This window comes from Bhargavaea ginsengi, from assembly GCF_900109165.1.
Lineage (GTDB): Bacteria > Bacillota > Bacilli > Bacillales_A > Planococcaceae > Bhargavaea > Bhargavaea ginsengi.
In genome coordinates this window covers 147,741-167,577 of record NZ_FNZF01000001.1, presented here as the reverse complement: position 1 = coordinate 167,577, position 19,837 = coordinate 147,741, and the positions used below count along the sequence as shown (strand labels likewise).

At 54.9% G+C, this 19,837-nt stretch carries 17 protein-coding genes; 15 read left to right on the top strand and 2 right to left on the bottom strand.

Translation table 11 applies throughout. The features are described from left to right. Position 1: 1 nt before the first annotated feature. From recA to glnA, 15 genes are all read left to right on the top strand, one after another. Positions 2 to 1,063, top strand: a complete 1,062-nt coding sequence (gene recA / locus BMX91_RS00800; RefSeq protein WP_092048859.1) for a recombinase RecA — start codon at positions 2 to 4, stop codon at positions 1,061 to 1,063. Positions 1,064 to 1,380: 317 nt separating this feature from the next. Further along, positions 1,381 to 2,946, top strand: a complete 1,566-nt coding sequence (gene rny / locus BMX91_RS00795) for a ribonuclease Y (RefSeq protein WP_092048857.1) — start codon at positions 1,381 to 1,383, stop codon at positions 2,944 to 2,946. Positions 2,947 to 3,018: 72 nt separating this feature from the next. Further along, on the top strand, positions 3,019 to 3,816 hold the full coding sequence (locus BMX91_RS00790; RefSeq protein WP_092048855.1) for a TIGR00282 family metallophosphoesterase: 798 nt from the start codon (positions 3,019 to 3,021) through the stop codon (positions 3,814 to 3,816). A 103-nt stretch (positions 3,817 to 3,919) separates the two neighbouring features. Then, positions 3,920 to 4,186: a stage V sporulation protein S gene (locus BMX91_RS00785; RefSeq protein ID WP_008297102.1), complete on the top strand. Its 267-nt coding sequence runs from the start codon at positions 3,920 to 3,922 to the stop codon at positions 4,184 to 4,186. A gap of 200 nt (positions 4,187 to 4,386) precedes the next feature. Then, positions 4,387 to 4,818, top strand: a complete 432-nt coding sequence (locus BMX91_RS00780; protein WP_177168214.1) for a RicAFT regulatory complex protein RicA family protein — start codon at positions 4,387 to 4,389, stop codon at positions 4,816 to 4,818. Positions 4,819 to 4,913: 95 nt separating this feature from the next. Beyond that, positions 4,914 to 5,492 (top strand): outer spore coat protein CotE, encoded by a 579-nt coding sequence (gene cotE / locus BMX91_RS00775; RefSeq protein ID WP_177168278.1) that lies wholly within the window; start codon positions 4,914 to 4,916, stop codon positions 5,490 to 5,492. An 88-nt stretch (positions 5,493 to 5,580) separates the two neighbouring features. Continuing rightward, entirely contained in the window at positions 5,581 to 8,163 is a 2,583-nt protein-coding gene (gene mutS, locus BMX91_RS00770; RefSeq protein WP_092048852.1) for a DNA mismatch repair protein MutS, read from the top strand. Between the two features lie 4 nt (positions 8,164 to 8,167). Beyond that, positions 8,168 to 10,111, top strand: coding sequence for a DNA mismatch repair endonuclease MutL (gene mutL / locus BMX91_RS00765; RefSeq protein ID WP_092048850.1), 1,944 nt, complete (start codon positions 8,168 to 8,170; stop codon positions 10,109 to 10,111). A gap of 19 nt (positions 10,112 to 10,130) precedes the next feature. Then, positions 10,131 to 11,624, top strand: a complete 1,494-nt coding sequence (gene glpK, locus BMX91_RS00760; protein WP_092048847.1) for a glycerol kinase GlpK — start codon at positions 10,131 to 10,133, stop codon at positions 11,622 to 11,624. A gap of 14 nt (positions 11,625 to 11,638) precedes the next feature. Further along, positions 11,639 to 13,279, top strand: a complete 1,641-nt coding sequence (locus BMX91_RS00755) for a glycerol-3-phosphate dehydrogenase/oxidase (RefSeq protein WP_092048844.1) — start codon at positions 11,639 to 11,641, stop codon at positions 13,277 to 13,279. A 4-nt stretch (positions 13,280 to 13,283) separates the two neighbouring features. After that, positions 13,284 to 14,195 carry an alpha/beta fold hydrolase gene (locus tag BMX91_RS00750; RefSeq protein ID WP_177168213.1) on the top strand — a complete coding sequence of 304 codons (912 nt, stop codon included), beginning with the start codon at positions 13,284 to 13,286 and terminating at the stop codon, positions 14,193 to 14,195. Further along, positions 14,192 to 15,145 (top strand): tRNA (adenosine(37)-N6)-dimethylallyltransferase MiaA, encoded by a 954-nt coding sequence (miaA, locus tag BMX91_RS00745; protein WP_092048839.1) that lies wholly within the window; start codon positions 14,192 to 14,194, stop codon positions 15,143 to 15,145. The genes BMX91_RS00750 and miaA overlap by 4 nt, the downstream gene beginning before the upstream one ends. 46 nt (positions 15,146 to 15,191) lie before the next feature. Then, positions 15,192 to 15,434: an RNA chaperone Hfq gene (gene hfq, locus BMX91_RS00740; RefSeq protein WP_092048837.1), complete on the top strand. Its 243-nt coding sequence runs from the start codon at positions 15,192 to 15,194 to the stop codon at positions 15,432 to 15,434. A gap of 165 nt (positions 15,435 to 15,599) precedes the next feature. Further along, a complete protein-coding gene (locus tag BMX91_RS00735) occupies positions 15,600 to 16,859 on the top strand; it encodes a methionine gamma-lyase family protein (protein ID WP_092050674.1) in 1,260 nt (419 codons plus the stop codon). Positions 16,860 to 16,871: 12 nt separating this feature from the next. After that, a complete protein-coding gene (glnA, locus tag BMX91_RS00730; RefSeq protein ID WP_092048835.1) occupies positions 16,872 to 18,206 on the top strand; it encodes a type I glutamate--ammonia ligase in 1,335 nt (444 codons plus the stop codon). Positions 18,207 to 18,260: 54 nt separating this feature from the next. On the opposite strand, the gene BMX91_RS00725 is transcribed toward glnA, so the two are convergent. Further along, on the bottom strand, positions 18,261 to 18,905 hold the full coding sequence (locus BMX91_RS00725; RefSeq protein WP_092048833.1) for an SDR family oxidoreductase: 645 nt from the start codon (positions 18,903 to 18,905) through the stop codon (positions 18,261 to 18,263). Positions 18,906 to 19,072: 167 nt separating this feature from the next. Further along, positions 19,073 to 19,690, bottom strand: coding sequence for a transcriptional repressor LexA (gene lexA / locus BMX91_RS00720; RefSeq protein ID WP_092048831.1), 618 nt, complete (start codon positions 19,688 to 19,690; stop codon positions 19,073 to 19,075). Positions 19,691 to 19,837: the final 147 nt, after the last annotated feature.

Below are 19,837 nucleotides of genomic sequence, written 5' to 3'. Positions count from 1 at the left end.
TTTGAGCGATCGCAAAGCTGCATTGGATATGGCACTAAAACAGATTGAGAAACAATTCGGGAAGGGTTCCATCATGAAACTCGGCGAGCAGACAGACCGCGAGATTTCCACATCCCCGAGCGGCTCGCTCACACTCGACGCCGCACTCGGCGTAGGCGGGTACCCGCGGGGCCGGGTTGTCGAGATCTATGGACCGGAAAGCTCCGGTAAGACGACGGTTGCCCTGCACGCCATCGCGGAAGCACAGGCGGCAGGAGGCACGGCCGCCTTCATCGACGCGGAACACGCTCTCGATCCGGTCTATGCACAAAAGCTGGGCGTTAACATTGACGAACTACTTCTGTCCCAGCCGGATACGGGGGAACAGGCACTGGAAATCGCAGAAGCGCTCGTACGCAGCGGCGCGATCGACATCCTTGTCGTTGACTCCGTTGCGGCGCTTGTGCCGAAAGCGGAAATCGAAGGCGAGATGGGCGATGCCCACGTAGGCCTCCAGGCCCGCCTCATGTCCCAGGCGCTCCGGAAACTCTCCGGCGCGATCAATAAATCGAAGACCATCGCGATCTTCATCAACCAGATCCGTGAAAAGGTCGGCGTCATGTTCGGTAACCCGGAAACCACACCGGGTGGCCGTGCGCTTAAATTCTACAGTTCTGTCCGGCTTGAAGTCCGCCGTGCGGAAGCGATCAAGCAAGGCAACGACTTCGTCGGTAACCGCACCCGGATCAAGGTCGTCAAAAACAAAGTGGCTCCACCGTTCCGCACAGCGGAAGTTGACATCATGTACGGTGAGGGGATTTCCCGTGAAGGGGAGATCATCGACCTTGGCGCGGAAGAAGATGTCATCCAGAAAAGCGGTTCTTGGTATTCATACAATGGCGAACGCCTTGGACAGGGCCGCGAGAATTCCAAGCAGTTCCTGAAGGAGCATCCTGAAATCCGTAAAGAGATTGCAGGGAAGATCCGTGAAGCCTACGGCTTGAACGGCCCTCAGATTGCTGCACCTGAAGAAGAAGAGTCCGAAGATGAAATCTTTGACCTGCTCGTGGATGACGAAAAGTAAGAAACTGTCCGGTTTCCGACCGGATCCTGCCGGCAGCGGCGCCCGTTCTTTCTGAAGAACTGCGGCCCCGCTGCCGGTTTTTTATAGGGAAGAGCACCATCGCGGAAAAGGACTTCACCCCGGAAGGGAAATGCCCTGAAACAGCATTCGCCCGACCTTGACAGCGCTTTTAACCGCCGGTACAATTGAAGATGGATAGATTTATCCAATGACCATCATGACAGAATTTATGCAAGACCGGCATGAACAGCATGAATGCCCGGCATGACGCCGGACAGGTTTGAACAGACGAATGAAAGCAGGGGGAGGTGACCTCAATGGTTGAAGTGATCATCTCCGCTTTGCTCGGACTCATCGTCGGTGCAGTTGTTGGCTATTTTGCCTTGAAACAAGTGAACGATTCTAAAATGACCGGTGCGAAGCAGTCTGCCGAATCCATCGTGGAAGACGGCAGGCGCGAAGCGGAGGCACTGAAAAAAGAAGCGCTACTTGAAGCGAAAGATGAAACTCACAAACTACGGACAGAAGCCGAATCGGAAATCCGGGAACGCCGTGCGGAACTTCAGCGGCAGGAGAGCCGGCTGTTGCAGAAGGAAGAGAATCTTGACCGCAAGGAGGATGCGCTGAACAAACGTGAAGCGGGTCTGGAGCGCAAGGAAGACGCTTTGGCCGAACGACAACAGCATATCGCACAGATGGAGAGCAAAGCGGAACAGCTCATGAGCGAACAGCAGACTGAGCTTGAACGCGTATCGGCACTTACCAGGGACGAGGCACGGCAGATGATCCTATCGGAAGTGGAAACTGAGCTTTCGACGGATATCGCCGTCATGACCAGGGAAGCCGAACTGCGGGCGAAAGAAGACTCCGATAAAAAAGCCCGCGAGATTCTGTCACTGGCACTGCAGCGTTTTGCTGCCGACCACGTGGCTGAAACGACAGTATCGGTGGTCAACCTGCCGAATGATGAGATGAAGGGCCGGATCATCGGACGAGAGGGCCGGAATATCCGAACTCTCGAAACGCTAACCGGCATTGACCTCATTATCGACGACACACCGGAAGCGGTTATCTTGTCTGGCTTTGATCCGATCCGCCGCGAAATTGCACGGTTGGCATTGGAGAAGCTGGTACAGGATGGACGGATCCACCCGGCCCGCATCGAAGAGATGGTGGAAAAATCCCGCAAAGAGGTCGACGAGCAGATCCGCGAAGCGGGCGAGCAGACGACATTCGATCTGGGAATCCACAATCTCCACCCGGATCTCATCAAGATCATCGGCCGGCTAAAATACCGGACAAGCTATGGCCAGAACGTCCTGAAGCACTCAAAGGAAGTGGCCTATCTTTCTGGTCTGCTTGCAGCGGAGCTCGGATTCAAGGATTCCGACATTGCGCTAGCACGCCGTGCCGGATTGCTGCATGATATCGGGAAAGCGATTGACCACGAGGTGGAAGGCAGCCACGTCGAAATCGGTGTAGAACTTGGCTCGAAGTACAAAGAGCATCCGGTTGTCATCAACAGCATCGCGTCCCACCACGGGGATACCGAGCCGACTTCGGTGATCGCAATTCTCGTGGCGGCAGCCGACGCTCTGTCGGCCGCACGCCCGGGCGCGCGGAGCGAGACGCTGGAGAACTATATCCGCCGTCTTGAAAAGCTCGAGGAAATCGCTGAAGACTATGATGGTGTCGAGAAGTCCTATGCCATCCAGGCAGGGCGTGAAGTTCGCATCATCGTACGTCCGGATCAGGTGGACGACATTACCGCCCACCGGCTCGCAAGGGATATCCGGAAAAGGATCGAAAGCGAACTCGATTATCCGGGTCACATCAAAGTGACTGTCATCCGGGAAACCCGGGCAGTCGAATACGCAAAATAACAGCACGCAAAGGCTTCCCGGGAAAGTCCGGGAAGCCTTTTTCATTGCTGAAACGGAAAGGGGAGAGAACGAATGAAAATATTGTTTATCGGAGATATTGTCGGCGAACCCGGTATGGACATGGTCCGGCGTACATTGCCTGGACTGCGGAGGAAATATTCACCGGATGTGGTCATTGCCAACGGAGAAAATGCGGCATCGGGCAAGGGGCTGCGGCGCCAGGATTATGACGACCTCATCTTCGGAGGGGTGGACGTCATTACGATGGGGAACCACACTTGGGATAAAAAAGAGATTTTTGACTTCATTGACGGGACGGATGCGCTGATCCGGCCGGCAAACTTTTCGGCGGAAGCACCGGGACGGGGAATGACGACTGTCACGAAGGAAGCTGGCCTGCTGACGGTCATCAACCTTCATGGACGGGCGTTCATGCCGCCCCACAATGATCCTTTCGAAGTGGCGGATGAGCTGATCGTTCAAGCCAAAGCCGAGTCGCCGCTTGTGTTCGTAGACTTCCACGCGGAAGCGACAAGCGAGAAGATTGCGATGGGGTGGCATCTGGACGGCCGGGTGACGGCTATGGTAGGAACCCATACCCATGTCCAGACCGCGGACGAGCGGATCCTTCCGGGAGGCACGGCTTATCTTACAGATGCAGGGATGACCGGTCCGTATGACGGAATTCTTGGCATGAGAAAAGAAGAAGTTCTGTACCGCTTCCGCACCAACCTGCCTGCGCGTTTCGAGGTTCCCCAAAAAGGCCGTACCCAATTGGGTGGCTTTTTCGTCGAAGCCGACCCGAAATCCGGAAAGGCCGTCCGGTGTGAAAGAATCCTGATCAACGACGATCATCCGCTAAAAGGGTGAGCAGGCCATTTTGGCCGTCTGTTCATGCGCTATCCGGCAACCGCATACAATATGGCATGGAAGAGTCCGGTTCCATAAGAGCGGAAAAACAGGAGGGATAGGCATGGACTCATTGAAAGTATCCTCACGATCCAATCCGAATTCTGTCGCAGGAGCACTGGTCGCGGTTATCCGGGAGAAAGGATATGCTGAAATGCAGGCTGTCGGGGCCGGAGCACTGAACCAGGCAGTCAAGGCTGTCGCCATCGCACGGGGATTTGTCGCTCCGAGCGGCAATGACCTGACCTGCTCGCCGGCCTTCACAGATATCCTGATTGCCGGAGAGGAACGGACAGCCATGAAACTGCTTGTTGAAAAGAGAAAACGGTGAACTGTCGGCCTCCCGATCCGGGAGGCCGTTCGGTTTGAAACGCGCCCGTCCAGATGTGTCAATGTGCCGACATTCGGACGCCCGGCTTGTCGCATGCATGCCCCGTCTCGTATAATGAGGGAAACCATCCGGTCAACGGCCGGTGAAATTTGTCCGATTGCCGCCCCGGCAAACTGCGGACGGCAGAAAAGGTGGATATGATGGAAAAAACATACACGAAACACGAAATTATCGAGAAGGCGAAAGAACTGGCCGGAATGATCGCCCAAACCGAAGAAGTGGACTTCTTCAAGCGTGCGGAGGCGCAGATCAACGATAACCAAAAGATCCGGGAAAAAATTGCCAGCCTGAAGAGTCTCCAGAAACAGGCGGTCAATTTCCAACAGTACGGCAAGGAGCGCGCACTCGGCCTTGTCGAGAACAAAATCGAACAGATCGAGAAAGAGATTGACGAAGTCCCGATCGTCCAGGAGTTCAAACATTCCCAGATCGAAGTGAACCAATTGCTCCAACTCGTGTCCAATACGATTGCGAATGACGTGACCAACCGCATCATCGAGTCAACCGGAGGAGACGTTCTTCGCGGTGAAACCGGCTCTATGGTACGCAACGCTCCCGGCGGCAAACAATAACCGAAAGTCCGAAGGAAGAATTTCCTTCGGGCTTTTTTCACTTCCTGGGCGAATGATGCATAGGATGGAAGTGAACCGAAGAAGGAGGGTTGACCCTGAAAAACTTGCGGCAGATCGTCACGAAAGCGGTAGTCGCCAAAGGAAAGAAGAGATCGGAGTCGACGGAGGTGCTGCGGCCGCCAAATAAGCCGTCGGGTATCCTGGGCTGCTGGATCATCAACCACACCCATCAGTCCAAGAAGTACGGCAAGTATGTGGAAGTGTCCGGCAAGTTCGACATCAACGTCTGGTACTCCCACCATGATCACTCGAAGACGTCGGTTTACACGGAAACAATCAGCTACCGGGACAGAGTCCGGCTCCATTACCGGGACGGTGCGACCGGCGGACACGAAGAAGTGTACATCAAGGTCATCCAGCAGCCGAACTGCACAGAGGCGGTCATCACCAAGTGCGGAGAGAAATTCAGCGTTTCGGTCGAGCGCGAACTCCTTGCAGAGGTGGTCGGAGAGACGAAGGTATGCGTTCAGGTACATCCGGATGACTTTGAGGAAGAATGGCGTTTTGATGATGAGAGTTCGTCATCTTCTGACGGACATGGGGAAGGAAAAGATTATACAAAAGGATTTGGTCACGAGAAGGGCGAGTCCGACAAGGATTCCAGCTCACTCTAAAAGCCGGGGAGCTTCCCCGGTTTTTTTCTGTTGTCCGGGTCTCTGATATAATTGAAGGAATACTGAGGTTTACGGGAGTTGTGCAACGATGACAGTAAAAACATTGACACCGATGATGAGGCAATACCTCGAGATCAAAGAGGACTACAAGGACGCTTTCCTGTTTTTCAGGCTGGGCGACTTTTATGAAATGTTCTTCGAGGACGCGCTCAAGGCGTCGCAGATTCTTGAAATCACATTGACTGCAAGAGACGGGGGACAATCGGGGAAGATCCCGATGTGCGGCGTGCCGTATCATTCTTCCGCCGGCTATATCGAAACGCTTGTCCGCAAAGGCTATAAGGTCGCGATCTGCGAGCAGACAGAGGACCCTGCGCTTGCCAAGGGGATCGTCAGGCGGGAAGTCATCCAGCTGATCACACCAGGGACCCTCACGGAAGGAAGGACAGTCGGTGAGAAGTCCAACGTATATATCGGATCAGCGGGAAGGACACGGAAAGGCGAATACGCACTGGTGCGCATTGATCTGTCGACTGGAGAAGGAACTGCAACCTATGCAGGCCACGATCCAAAATCGCTTATTTCCGAAGCGGAGGCGCTCCAGATCCGGGAAATTGTCGTTCCGGATGAACTGTACCTGGATCTGCACGAGCAGGCCCAGGCGCGCTCGATCCTGCTTTCTATCGAAAACGACGAATCAGAACAGGAAGGTGAGGCAGTGCTCACCGCCGCATGCCCGGAACCGATCCGGCCTTCTGCGGTGCGTTTGCTCCGGTATCTGGACCGCACACAAAAACGGTCGCTGTCCCATCTCCGCCCGGTTGTTTACCGTGAGCGGAAGTCCGTTTTATCCATAGATCCAAACTCCAGAAGGAACCTCGAACTCGTCCGGTCGATCAGGGGAGGCGGAGAAAAAGGCTCGCTGTTCTGGCTGCTGGACGAAACAGTGACAGCGATGGGCGGGAGAAAGCTTAAACAGTGGATCCATGAGCCGCTGGCCGAGAAGCGCGCTATCCTGGACCGGACAGATGCTGTGGAGGAGCTGATCGGTGATTTCTTTGTCCGGGGCGAAATCCGCGAGCTCCTGAAGGGTGTCTATGATATCGAACGGCTGGCGGGAAAGATTGCACTAGGGAATGCCACCGGCCGGGAACTGGCCCAGCTCCGCAGATCCCTCTCACAGGCCGGGCCGATCCGGAGTGCACTCGGGTCTTCCGGAGGAGATAAGCTGAAGGGAATGGGAGGAGCGATCGATCCATGTACCGCTGTTCTCGGAATTCTGGAAAAGTCCATCACTGATGATCCCCCTCTCAGCAATAAGGAGGGCGGCGTGATCCGTGAAGGTTATCATGAACGGCTGGATGAGCTGCGCGATGCCTCAAGGAACGGGAAGGACTGGATTGCCGCTCTGGAAGCGGAAGAGCGCAGAAAGACCGGCATCAAATCGCTTAAGATCGGCTACAACAGGGTATTCGGGTACTATCTCGAGGTCACCAAGTCGAATGTCCACCTCGTAGATCAGGAGCGCTATGACCGGAAGCAGACGCTGGCCAATGCGGAAAGGTATATCACCCCTGAACTCAAGCAGAAGGAAGCGATCATCCTCAACGCAGAAGAAGAAGCGCTTCTTTTGGAGGCGGAGCTGTTCCAGGCAGTCAGGGAAGAGGTGAAGCAGCATATCCCTCAGATTCAGGGCCTTGCCGACCGCCTCAGCACCCTGGATGTCCTGACCGCTTTTGCGGAAGTATCGGAAAAGTACCGGTTTGCGAAGCCCGCCTTCCACGCCGGCCGTAAGATGAAAATCACTGGAGGCCGCCATCCGGTAGTCGAGAAGATGCTTGATGACGGAACGTACGTGCCTAACGACTGCATCCTGGATGAAGGGGCGAATATGCTTCTTATCACGGGTCCGAATATGTCAGGTAAAAGTACATACATGCGGCAGGTTGCGCTGACTGTCATTATGGCGCAGATCGGCTGCTTCGTTCCTGCAGACCATGCCGAGCTGCCGGTGACCGACCAGATATTCACGCGCATCGGCGCTGCGGACGATCTGGCCGGAGGGCAGAGCACATTCATGGTCGAGATGATGGAATCACGGCTGGCCCTTGCGAATGCGACACCGGACAGCCTGCTGCTTTTCGACGAGATCGGGCGGGGCACCTCCACTTATGACGGGATGGCCCTTGCCCAGGCGATGATGGAATACATTCATGATGAGATCGGTGCGAATACACTCTTCTCCACCCACTATCATGAATTGACCGGCCTTTCCGAGACGCTCGGCCGTCTGCAAAACGTTCATGTGGCAGCAGCCGAACAAAACGGGCGGGTCATTTTCCTTCATAAGGTGAAGGAAGGGGCTGCGGATAAAAGTTACGGGATCCAGGTGGCGGAGCTTGCCGGACTTCCGGAAAGTGTTATCCGCCGTGCTGACGAATTGCTTGGGGAATTCGAAGCCGATCGGCCGGCGAATCCTCCACAGACAGAACCTGCAGGCCAGATGTCATTATTCGATGAGGTCGAGGAAGAAGCCGTGCAGAACGCCAAAGGGCCGGTATCTGACCTGTCGGATGAAATTGAACGGCTGGACCTTCTCCGTATGACTCCGATGGATGCTTTCCAATGGCTGCACGGCATGCAGGAACGACTGAGACAGAACGGAAGGTGATCTGATGGGACATATTGTTCTGATGGATGAGCCGCTCTCCAATAAAATCGCAGCAGGCGAAGTGGTGGAGCGGCCGGCATCTGTCGTGAAAGAACTTGTTGAGAATGCAATAGATGCCGGCGGCAATTCAATCGAGGTGAGGCTGGAGGAAGCAGGACTCACCTCCATCCGGGTGACCGACAATGGAAAAGGGATGGACGCGGAAGACGCCCTGCTCTGCTTTTCCAGACATGCAACAAGCAAAATAGGCAATGAGCATGATCTGTTCAGGATCCGGACGCTCGGTTTCCGGGGGGAGGCGCTGGCCAGTATCGCGGCGGTTTCCAAGGTGGACATGAAGACCTCAGACGGCGAATCCGGCGGATGCCGGATCCGCATCGAAGGCACCCGCATTATCGGTCAGGAACCGGCCGCCTACCGGAAGGGAACAGATATCACCGTTTCCCAACTTTTCTTCAATACACCGGCCAGACTGAAATACATGAAGACGATCCAGACCGAGCTCGGACATTCCATCGACTACATGAACCGGGCCGCACTTAGCCATCCCGGGATCGCATTCCGGCTAATCCATAACGGACAGGAGCATCTGAGGACTTCCGGCAGCGGCAATCTGCTCAAGGTCATCTCGGATATCTATGGTGCCGGGACAGCGAGGAAAATGCTCTCATTCAGTGGAGAGTCTGCCGATTACGAGGTCTCCGGTTATTGCGCGCTTCCTGATATCACGCGGGCTTCGAAAAATTATATGACCGTTTTGGTGAACGGTAGGTGGGTCAAGAGTTTTGCAGTGACGAAAGCTGTAATCGATGCTTATCACACATACCTGCCGATCGGCCGCTATCCGATTGCTGTCATCGACATTAAGGGCGATCCTTATCTGACGGATGTGAATGTACACCCTGCAAAACAGCAGATCCGCCTGAGCAAGGAGCCGGAACTATGCGCACTGATCCGTGATGCGGTGAGGCGGGCAGTTGCCGGTTCCATCGGCGCGCCTGCCGCAAAGCCTCCAAAAGAAGCACGGCCGAAAACAGAGCAGACTTCCCTTTGGCATCAGCAGCAAGAGAATCGGGTTATGCCGGAGGCTGGAAAAACCATTTACCATCCCGTGTCCCCGATATCGGATATTCCCAGGCCGGATCACCCCATATCCGAACCCGAAACTTCTGCAAAGACATTCGGAAGCGGCCTGCAGCTTTCGGTTCAGGAAAGCAATCCAAATAAAGAAGCATCCAAGTTTCCATCGGATGTCCAGATAATCGCCGAACCTTCTGCCCGCACAGAAACAGAGGATCACACGGAACCTGCTTCTGATTTTGTCCGGGATGCCCACGGAACGGACGAGCATTCCAGGAAAGTCCCGTTCGGCGAGCTCGAGGTGGTCGGCCAGATTCACGGCACATATATTGTCGCACAGAGCACGGACGGGTTTTATCTGGTGGACCAGCATGCCGCCCAGGAACGGATCAAATACGAGTATTTCCGTGAAAAAGTAAAGAGGGCGGACGGCAATGAACGCCAGACGCTGATGATCCCGATGACCTTCCATTATCCGCCGGATGACATGGAAAGGATCCGTGAACAGCGCGAGACATTGGCATCGGTCGGAGTGGATATGCAGGAGTTTGGAAACAGGACGTTCGTCGTGCGTGAACACCCTTCCTGGTTCCCTGCAGGATCGGAAGAGGAAATCATTGATGCCCTCGTGGAACAGGCGATGGAAGAACGCAGTGCCGATATCGGCAAATTGCTTGAGGAAACTGCGATTCTGATGAGCTGCAAACGTTCGATCAAGGCCAATCACTATCTGACCCGCGCGGACATGGAGCAGCTTCTTCATGATCTGGGCCAGGCGGAAAGTCCCTATACATGCCCGCATGGCAGGCCGGTCATCATCCATTTCTCCACGTATGAAATAGAAAAGATGTTCAAGCGCGTCATGTAGGACGAAAGGGGAGAGCTGTATGGAAACTTACATTCTTTCAATCGATCAGGGAACAACCAGTTCCCGCGCCATCCTGTTTGACCGTGAGGGCCGGGTGGTCCACTCCGCACAGCAGGAGTTCAGGCAGTATTTCCCGCAGCCAGGATGGGTGGAGCATGATGCCAATGAAATCTGGGGATCAGTCCTGTCCTGCATCGCGGCGGTCATGACCGAAAGCGGCACTTCCCATGATCAGATCGGGGCGATCGGCATCACGAACCAGCGTGAGACTACAGTCGTCTGGGACAGGAAAACCGGACGCCCTGTCCACCGCGCCATCGTCTGGCAATCGCGCCAGACGCAGCCCATCATTAATGAACTGAAGGATGCCGGGCACGAGCGCCTGTTCAGGGAAAAGACGGGTCTGGTGATGGACCCTTACTTTTCCGGGACGAAGGTGAAGTGGGTTCTCGACAAGGTAGAGGGGGCGAGGGAAAAGGCAGAGTCGGGTGATCTTCTGTTCGGCACGATCGACAGTTTCCTGATCTACAAGCTGTCGGGGGGAGCTGTCCATGTGACCGATGTGACAAACGCTTCGCGCACGCTTCTGTTCAACATCCACGATATGAGGTGGGACGAGGAACTGTGCGGCATTCTCGATATTCCAATGAAGATGCTTCCTGATGTTCGGCCTTCATCCGAGGTGTATGCCCACACCGATCCGTCCGTTTTCTTCGGCGGCAAAGTGCCGGTTGCCGGTGCGGCGGGTGATCAGCAGGCAGCACTTTTCGGCCAGGCCTGTTTCGAGAAAGGCATGGCGAAAAACACATACGGTACTGGCTGCTTCATGCTGATGAATACGGGCAAACAGCCGACGGAATCACGTCATGGACTCCTGACGACCGTCGCCTGGGATATCGGTGACGGGCCGGTGTATGCTTTGGAAGGCAGTGTGTTTGTAGCAGGTTCCGCGATCCAGTGGCTTCGTGACGGGCTCCGCATGCTCAGAAAGGCCGGGGACAGCGAGCAGTATGCAGCAAGGGTCAGTTCTGCAGACGGTGTCTATGTAGTGCCGGCTTTCGTCGGCCTCGGGACGCCTTACTGGGATCCGGATGCCCGCGGCGCGATTTTCGGCCTCACACGCGGCACGGAGAAGGAACATTTTATCCGTGCCACACTCGAGTCGCTCGCCTACCAGACAAAAGACGTCCTGGATGCCATGGAGAAGGATGCCGGGATTCCCGTCAAGCGCCTCCGGGCGGACGGCGGAGCCGTCGATAACAGCTTCCTCATGCAGTTCCAAAGTGACATGCTTCAGTCCGAAGTGGAACTGTCCGAGCTAAAAGAGACGACCGCGCTCGGAGCCGCCTATCTGGCGGGGCTGTCAACCGGCTTTTATAAGGACTGCGACGAAATCACATCCATGTGGCGGTCCAGACAAGTGTACGCTCCGGAGATGGATCCCGGGGAGCGGGACCGTCTTTACGGAGGTTGGCAGAAAGCGGTGGAAGCAACGCGTTCGTTTAGAATGTGAGAGGAGTGGCGACCATGTTTTCAACATTGCTCAGGCCGAAGATGAAACAGCATGCTTCCAAATTTCAATTTGATCTTCTGGTCATCGGAGGAGGGATCACGGGTGCCGGTATTGCACTGGATGCCGTGACAAGGGGGATGTCCGTTCTGCTCGTTGACATGCAGGACTTCGCGGAAGGCACGTCCAGCCGGTCTACAAAACTCATCCATGGCGGACTCCGGTACTTGAAGCAGATGGAGCTGAAGATCGTCGCCGAAACCGGACGGGAGCGGAAGATCGTCTATGAAAATGCCCCCCATGTCACCGAGCCGGAACGGATGCTGCTGCCTTTCCACAAGGGCGGCACATTCGGACCGTTTATGACATCCGCCGGACTGGCCATGTATGACCGTCTGGCCGGAGTGGAGAAAAGCGAGCGCAGGACGATGCTTTCGCCGGAGGAAACGCTCCGGCTTGAACCGCTTCTGAACAGGGAGGGTCTGCTCGGGGGCGGCCATTACGTGGAATACCGCACGGATGACGCACGACTGACGTTAGAGGTCCTGAAAAAAGCTGCTGAAAAAGGGGCCCTCTGCCTGAACCACTGCAAGGCAGAAGCATTCATCTATGACAGAGAAGGCAAAGTCGTTGGCGCTCACGTCCGGGACAAGTTGGACAATAGCCGCTTTCGAGCGGAAGCGGAGCATGTGGTCAACGCGGCAGGACCATGGGTGGATGAAGTGAGGGAACTGGATGACGTCAGCAACGGCAAACATCTCCGCCTCTCAAAGGGTGTTCATATTGTCATCAGCCAGTCCCGCTTCCCGCTCAGGCAGGCTGTTTATTTCGACAGTCCTGACGGCAGGATGATTTTCGCCATCCCGAGGGACGGCAAGGCCTATGTCGGCACGACCGATACGTTCTATGATGGTGATCCTGCAAAAGCAGCAGCAACCGAAGAAGATGTTGAGTACCTTCTAAAGGCCGCCAACAGTATGTTTCCGGGAGTCCGGCTGGTCAGGAATGATGTGGAGTCCACTTGGGCGGGAGTCCGGCCTCTGATCCATGCGGAAGGAAAGAACCCTTCGGAAATTTCGCGGAAAGACGAAATCTGGGAATCTCCATCGGGACTCCTTACCATGGCCGGAGGCAAGCTGACCGGGTACAGAAAAATGGCTGAGGATGCCGTCGACCGGATTGTCCGGCGATACAATGGCGGTACGTTCGGTCCGTGCATTACAAGAAACTTGCGCCTGTCCGGCGGAGATTTTGACGATCCGGACCATCTGGAAAACTTCATCAGGGGCAAAGCGAATGAGGCGGAACTATACGGCCTTACGTATGAAGATGGGCTCGAAATTGCCGGTTTCTACGGCACGAATGCCGATCTGGTCTTTCGTTTTGCCCATGCTGCAGGTGACGGTGCTGGTCTCAGTGCCACTGTCAGGGGGCGCATCCTCTATGCGATCCATGCGGAGATGGCCGCAACACCGGCCGATTTCCTCGTACGAAGAACGGGCTGGATGTTTTTTGATGCCGGCCGTGTACAGGAGGAAGGAAGCAAGGTTGCAGCATACATGGCGGACCTGCTATCCCTGAGCTCGGAGGAAAAAGTAAAGATGCTTGATGAGCTTGACCTTGCCATCGGACAGACGGCAGGTCTGCAAGGAGGATGACCGAGTGGAGAGATTGACCATCCAAACGACTGACGGCCATATGGTCAGTGCGTTTGTAGCTGAGCCGGAAGGGCGGCCAAAGGGCCATATACACCTGCTACATGGAATGGCCGAACACATCGGCAGATACGAAGAGTTTGGAGAAGAGTTAAGGAAGGCCGGCTTCATTGTCAGCGGTCATGACCACCGCGGCCACGGGAGGACGGAACGGCTAAACGGCATCAGGGGGTATTTCGCTGAGGAAGACGGATTTGAACGGGTTGTGCAGGACGTCTATGAAGTCGTTTCCCTGATCCGCCAAAACCGGCCATCCCCCGTCTTCACGATATTCGGGCATAGCATGGGTTCTTTTGTGGCAAGGCGCTATACACAGCGCTACGGGGATACTTTGGACCGGGCCGTCTTCATGGGCTCGGGCGATCATCCCGGCCCTGCCATCATGGCGGGGCGACTGGTTGCGAGGGCATTCAGTGCCGCGGGAATGGAAAAAGAGCCGAACCAGTTATTGAACTCTTTGACGTTCGGTGGCTATAACCTTCAGTTTCCCGATGCGGAGACGCCATTTGACTGGCTGACGGATGATGCCGAGGAAGTCAGGGCATACTTGGACGATGAAGAATCCGGATTTGTCTCGACTACGGGATTTTTTTCAGATTTGTTCGACGGACTTGATCTGATCCACAAAGACCGTGAAGTTGCCAGAACACCTGCCGGCTTGCCGATCCTGCTGATTTCAGGATCACAGGATCCCGTCGGCAAAAGCGGGGCGGGTATCTGGAATGTCGCCCGCCAGTATTCGGAGAACGGGATCAAAAACGTCACCGTTTATCTTGTGGATGATGGCCGCCATGAGATTCTGCATTCACCGAAAAAAGGCCGCGTCACCGAATTTATCAGGGAGTGGATCTTGCAATGACCGGAATCTTGTACCCGGAAGTGGTGGCGATCGTAGGACCGACGGCATCGGGAAAAACCGCATTAAGTGTCAGTCTTGCGGAAGCGGCAGGCGGCGAAGTCATTAACGGTGACGCGTTCCAGGTCTACCGCGGCCTGGATATCGGCACGGCAAAAATCACTCCTGATGAGATGCACGGCGTCCCGCACCATCTGTTTGATATCTTGGGCCCGGGTGACGATTTTTCAGTGGCGGACTACCAGAGGCTTGTCCGTGAGAAAATTGCGGAAATCCGTTCAAGAGGTAAGCTTCCGATCATCGCAGGCGGCACGGGCCTCTACATCCAGTCAGTCCTGTTCGATTTCCGGTTCACCGAGCAAAAACACGATCCGGTTCTTAGGGAGCGGCTGGAGGACATCCTGCAGGAACAAGGGCCCGGCCGGCTTCATGAGCTCCTTAAGGAACAGGACCCTGCCGCTGCAAAGGAAATCCATCCAAACAATACGCGCCGTGTATTGCGCGCCATCGAGATTGCATCCCTCACCGGCAAGTCGAAAAAAGAGGCGGAAGGAAGCAAAGGCTCGGAGCCGCTTTACGACCATCTGATCATCGGCCTGGCAATGGACCGGGACATCTTATACGAGCGGATCAACCAACGGGTTGACCTCATGATCCGGGAAGGCTGGACAGAGGAAGTCCTGCGACTCTTGAATGCAGGGTTCGGCGACAGCCAGTCCATGAAGGCAATCGGATATGGCGAGATTGCATCCTATCTGAATGGCGAGACGGATCTGGAGCAGGCACTTGACCTGACAAAACGCAATACGAGGCGCTATGCAAAGCGCCAGCTCACCTACTTCAGGAACAAGCTGGACGTGCACTGGCTTGAGGCATCGGACGGTACACGGCAGAATACGGAAAAAATACTTACAATGATGAAGGATTTCGGGTCGGTGAAAAGGAATACATAAGACAAGGCCCATGCCAACATAAAGAGAGAGCGGAGGAATAGGTGCAATGAAGTCAGCAAACATCCAGGATACGTTCCTGAACCAGATCCGCAAAAACGGGATTTTCGTAACCGTGTTCCTGACCAATGGTTTTCAGCTAAAAGGGCAAGTGAAGTCCTATGACAACTTCACAGTGCTGCTGGAGACGGACGGAAAACAGCAGCTGATCTACAAGCATGCGATCTCCACGTTCGTCCCCGCCCGTCCGGTCAATCTGGCGCCAAAGGAAGAATCAGCAGAAACGGTGTGAACAATGACGGGCTTCCGGGAAGCAGATGTGCGATGCTTCCCGGAAGCCTGTCTGCTGTTTTTACCGGAAAGCCGATGCCTCGTCTTTATCCGCAGCAGTCCGGCAATGCGGTATACTGGTGGATGACTATGCACCAGAGAGGAAAGAGGACGTTTGAACAACATCATGGACATCACAGGACAAATCGGTACTTGGAAAAAGGATGCCGAGCAAAAAATTACCCCCTTCCTGAAGAAGGCGGATGACATCGCGCTCTTTAACCAGGCAAAAGTACTTGCTGCTTTTAGGGAGAATCGGGTTTCCGACCATCATATGAACCCATCGACGGGCTATGGATACGATGACGAGGGGCGCGAGGTACTGGAGCGGGTGTATGCCTCAACTTTCGGTTCGGAATCGGCACTTGTCCGCAACCAGATCATTTCGGGCACCCACGCCATTTCCATCGCCCTATTCGGGGTGCTCCGACCCGGAGATGAACTGTTGTATATCACGGGTGAACCTTATGATACACTTGCCTCGATCGTTTCGGGACCGGAAGGGAAAGACACGGGCTCGCTCCGTGATTATGGGATCTCCTACCGCCATATCGACCTGAAACCGGACGGAACTGTCGATTTCGATGCCGTCAGTGATGCCGTAACCGAAAAGACGGCAATGATTGCCATCCAGCGTTCGAAAGGATATTCCCTGCGTCCGAGTTTTACAGTCGGCCAGATCGGAGAGATGGTGCAGAAGGTCCGGGAGATTGCGCCAAAAGCGATCATTTTCACTGATAACTGCTACGGAGAATTTGTCGAGACTGCAGAACCGACCGAGGTGGGGGTCGACCTGATGGCAGGCTCCCTTATCAAAAATCCCGGCGGAGGTCTCGCCAAAACCGGCGGCTATTTGGCTGGACGTACAGATCTTATTGAAAAATGTGCTTATCGGATGACTTCTCCGGGTATAGGAGCAGAGGCGGGTGCGTCGCTTGGTACGCTCCCCGACATGTATCAGGGCTTCTTCCTCGCTCCTCATGTGACGGCACAGGCCGTCAAGGGTGCGATTTTCACATCGGCGATGCTGGAAGCGGCGGGCATGTCTACTTCCCCGCACTATACTTCGGACCGGACGGACCTCATCCAGTCGGTGTCTTTCAATGATGCTGAACAGATGATCCGTTTCTGCCGGGAAATTCAGGCACATTCACCTGTTAATGCCCACTTTGCACCGGAACCGTCGTACATGCCGGGCTACGAGGATGATGTCATCATGGCGGCCGGCACCTTCGTGCAGGGCTCGAGCATCGAATTGACAGCGGACGGCCCGATCCGCCCGCCCTATACCGCTTATATCCAAGGCGGTCTTACATACGAACATGTACAGATCGCGATTCTTGGCGCGCTTGATGCGCTGATGAAAGAAAACCTGCTTAAAAATTGAAAGGATGGTAACGTGGCTAAAATTACTAAGGAAGATATTAAAAGCGACATACAAAAACAGAATGTGAATTTTATCCGACTGCAGTTCACTGATATCCTGGGGACTATTAAGAACGTGGAGATTCCGGTTTCCCAGATCGACAAGGCGCTGGACAACAAGATGATGTTTGACGGGTCGTCGATTGAAGGGTTCGTAAGGATCGAGGAGTCGGATATGTTCCTGGTTCCCGACATGGACACGTGGACGGTATTCCAGTGGGATACGGGATCCGGAAAAGTCGCCCGGCTCATCTGCGATGTTCACCGCGCAGACGGATCGCCATTCGAAGGGGATCCCCGAAGCAATCTGAAGCGGGTGCTTAAAGAAATGGAAAAACTGGGCTTTACCAAGTTCAATATCGGGCCTGAGCCGGAATTCTTCCTTTTCAAATTGGATATGAACGGCGAACCAAGCCTGGAACTGAACGACTATGGCGGCTACTTCGACCTTGCACCTACCGATCTGGGCGAAAATTGCCGCAGGGACATCGTACTTGAGCTTGAGGCGCTAGGCTTCGAGATTGAGGCATCGCACCATGAGAACGCCCCGGGCCAGCATGAGATCGATTTTAAATACGCAGACGCCATCCGGGCATGCGACAACATCCAGACATTCAAGCTTGTAGTCAAGACGATCGCCCGAAAACATGGACTTCATGCCACGTTCATGCCTAAGCCGCTGTTCGGCGTGGCAGGTTCCGGGATGCATGTCAACATGTCGCTATTCAAAGAAAGCGAGAACGTTTTCGAAGATCCTGAAGGAGAAGAGGGCCTGAGCCAAACCGCTTACCAGTTTATGGCCGGCCTGCTGCAGCATGCGCATGGCTTTACAGCCATCGCGAATCCTACCGTCAACTCTTACAAGCGTCTGGTGCCGGGCTATGAAGCACCTGTATACGTCGCGTGGTCGGGCACGAACCGCAGTCCGCTTATCCGGATTCCGACCTCGAGGGGATTGAGCACACGGGTCGAAGTGCGTTCGGTCGACCCTACAGCCAATCCGTACATGGCGATGGCTGTCCTTCTCGGAGCCGGGCTCGAAGGAATCCGCAACGGCATGGAGCCTCCGGAATCCGTCGACCAGAACATCTATGAGATGAGCCTCCGTGAACGCCGGAGCATGGGCATCGAAGACCTTCCGGCAAGCCTGAAAGAGGCGCTGGGCGCCCTTGCAGACGACAAGGTCATCCAAAATGCCCTCGGCAGCCATATCTACAAGAATTTCATGGACACAAAAGAAGCGGAATGGAACATGTTCCGCACAACAGTCCACCCGTGGGAGCGGGAGCAGTACATGAAGATGTACTGACTGCACGCAGATAAAAAGGGAGCGCAGCCTAATCGGTTGCGCTCCCTTTTCTGTTTAAAGTTGTTCTATGGCTTCCCTGACCGGCGTGTCGCCTGAAACTAGGTCGAAGGAAAGGTTGCGGGTATTCTCCTTGTCCAGCGCTTCAAAGACGGCATGGGCGACATCTTCCCGTGGAATGCCGCCCGGCTCCAGATGTTCTGAAGCGGATACCCGGCCTGTTCCGGGTTCATCCAGCAGCAGGCCGGGACGGACGATCGTATAGTCCAGGCCACTCGCTCGGAGGATGTTGTCGGCGTGGTGCTTTGCCACGTAGTACGGACGGATGGCGTCAGACCAGCGTTCCCTGTCCTCGGCACCGATTGCGCTCACCATCAGGAAACGACCGACTCCCTTTTGTCCGGCGGCTTCGATTGCCTTAGCGGCTCCATCCAGGTCGATCAGCAAGGTTTTGTCAGGGCCGGTATGCCCGCCGCTTCCCGCAGTAAACACAACAGCATCCATATCTGCCATTATCGAAGACAGATCTGCAGTGCTGCCTTCAAGATCGGCAACGACGGTACGTGCTCCCATATTTTCGAAAACTGCCTGCTGCTCTTTTTTTCTGATCATGGCGGTCGGTGTATGCTCACCGCTCTCAACGAGAAGCTTCACCAGCATCTTGCCGATCTTGCCGTTTGCTCCGATGACAAGTACGTTCAAAATGATCCATCTCCCCTCTCATGCTAATGAGTCCACTATATCGGAACGGAGGGGCAGGGGACAATGGAAAGACGTCGGGCTGCAGACATGAAAAAAGCCGGCAGCGCGTCTCCGGAGGATTTCCGGAAAGCGGTGCCGACTGAATGATGAACCGACCCTGCAGGATCTTACTGGATATGGCGGTAGACGCCCACAACTTTACCGAGGATGGATACCTGGTCGACGATGATGGGATCCATCGACGGGTTTTCTGGCTGGAGGCGGAAATGCCCGCTTTCTTTGAAGAAGCGCTTGACTGTCGCTTCATCCTCTTCAGTCATTGCGACAACGATTTCACCGTTATTCGCGGTGCTCTGCTGGCGCACGACGACATAGTCGCCGTTCAGGATGCCGGCCTCAATCATGGATTCCCCCATGATTTCCAGCATGAACAGCTGGTCGTCCGAGCTGCCGTACTGATCGGGAAGAGGGAAATATTCTTCGATGTTTTCGACTGCAGTAATTGGCTGGCCGGCTGTAACCTTCCCGACGACCGGGACCTGAAGAACATCCGCTTTAGGGATGGCGTCGCCGGTTTCAAGAATTTCAATAGCGCGGGGTTTGGTCGGGTCACGGCGGATGAGGCCCTTGTTCTCCAGGCGGGCCAGATGGCCGTGGACCGTCGAACTGGAAGCGAGCCCGACAGCCTCGCCTATTTCACGGACGGAAGGCGGATAGCCTTTCGACCTGACCTCTTCCTTGATGAAAGTCAGGATGGCTTCCTGCCTTTTCGACATTTTCTTCAAACGGATTCACCTCTTCTTTTCACGTATTAGCTTGTTCCAAGTATATCAGCCGTCTCAATGAAATGCAAACATAGGTTCGAGAAAACCGCTTGACAAAAACATCTGTTCGCATTACGATGGGGTTATTATACGAACAAGCATTCGAAT

Coding starts and splice junctions, on each gene's coding strand:
- BMX91_RS00790 (WP_092048855.1), top strand. CDS start 3,019: ATGAAAATATTGTTTATCGGAGATATTGTCGGCGAACCCGGTATGGAC.
- miaA (WP_092048839.1), top strand. CDS start 14,192: ATGACCGGAATCTTGTACCCGGAAGTGGTGGCGATCGTAGGACCGACG.
- BMX91_RS00755 (WP_092048844.1), top strand. CDS start 11,639: ATGTTTTCAACATTGCTCAGGCCGAAGATGAAACAGCATGCTTCCAAA.
- BMX91_RS00780 (WP_177168214.1), top strand. CDS start 4,387: ATGGAAAAAACATACACGAAACACGAAATTATCGAGAAGGCGAAAGAA.
- BMX91_RS00735 (WP_092050674.1), top strand. CDS start 15,600: ATGGACATCACAGGACAAATCGGTACTTGGAAAAAGGATGCCGAGCAA.
- rny (WP_092048857.1), top strand. CDS start 1,381: ATGGTTGAAGTGATCATCTCCGCTTTGCTCGGACTCATCGTCGGTGCA.
- BMX91_RS00785 (WP_008297102.1), top strand. CDS start 3,920: ATGGACTCATTGAAAGTATCCTCACGATCCAATCCGAATTCTGTCGCA.
- glpK (WP_092048847.1), top strand. CDS start 10,131: ATGGAAACTTACATTCTTTCAATCGATCAGGGAACAACCAGTTCCCGC.
- mutS (WP_092048852.1), top strand. CDS start 5,581: ATGACAGTAAAAACATTGACACCGATGATGAGGCAATACCTCGAGATC.
- hfq (WP_092048837.1), top strand. CDS start 15,192: ATGAAGTCAGCAAACATCCAGGATACGTTCCTGAACCAGATCCGCAAA.
- mutL (WP_092048850.1), top strand. CDS start 8,168: ATGGGACATATTGTTCTGATGGATGAGCCGCTCTCCAATAAAATCGCA.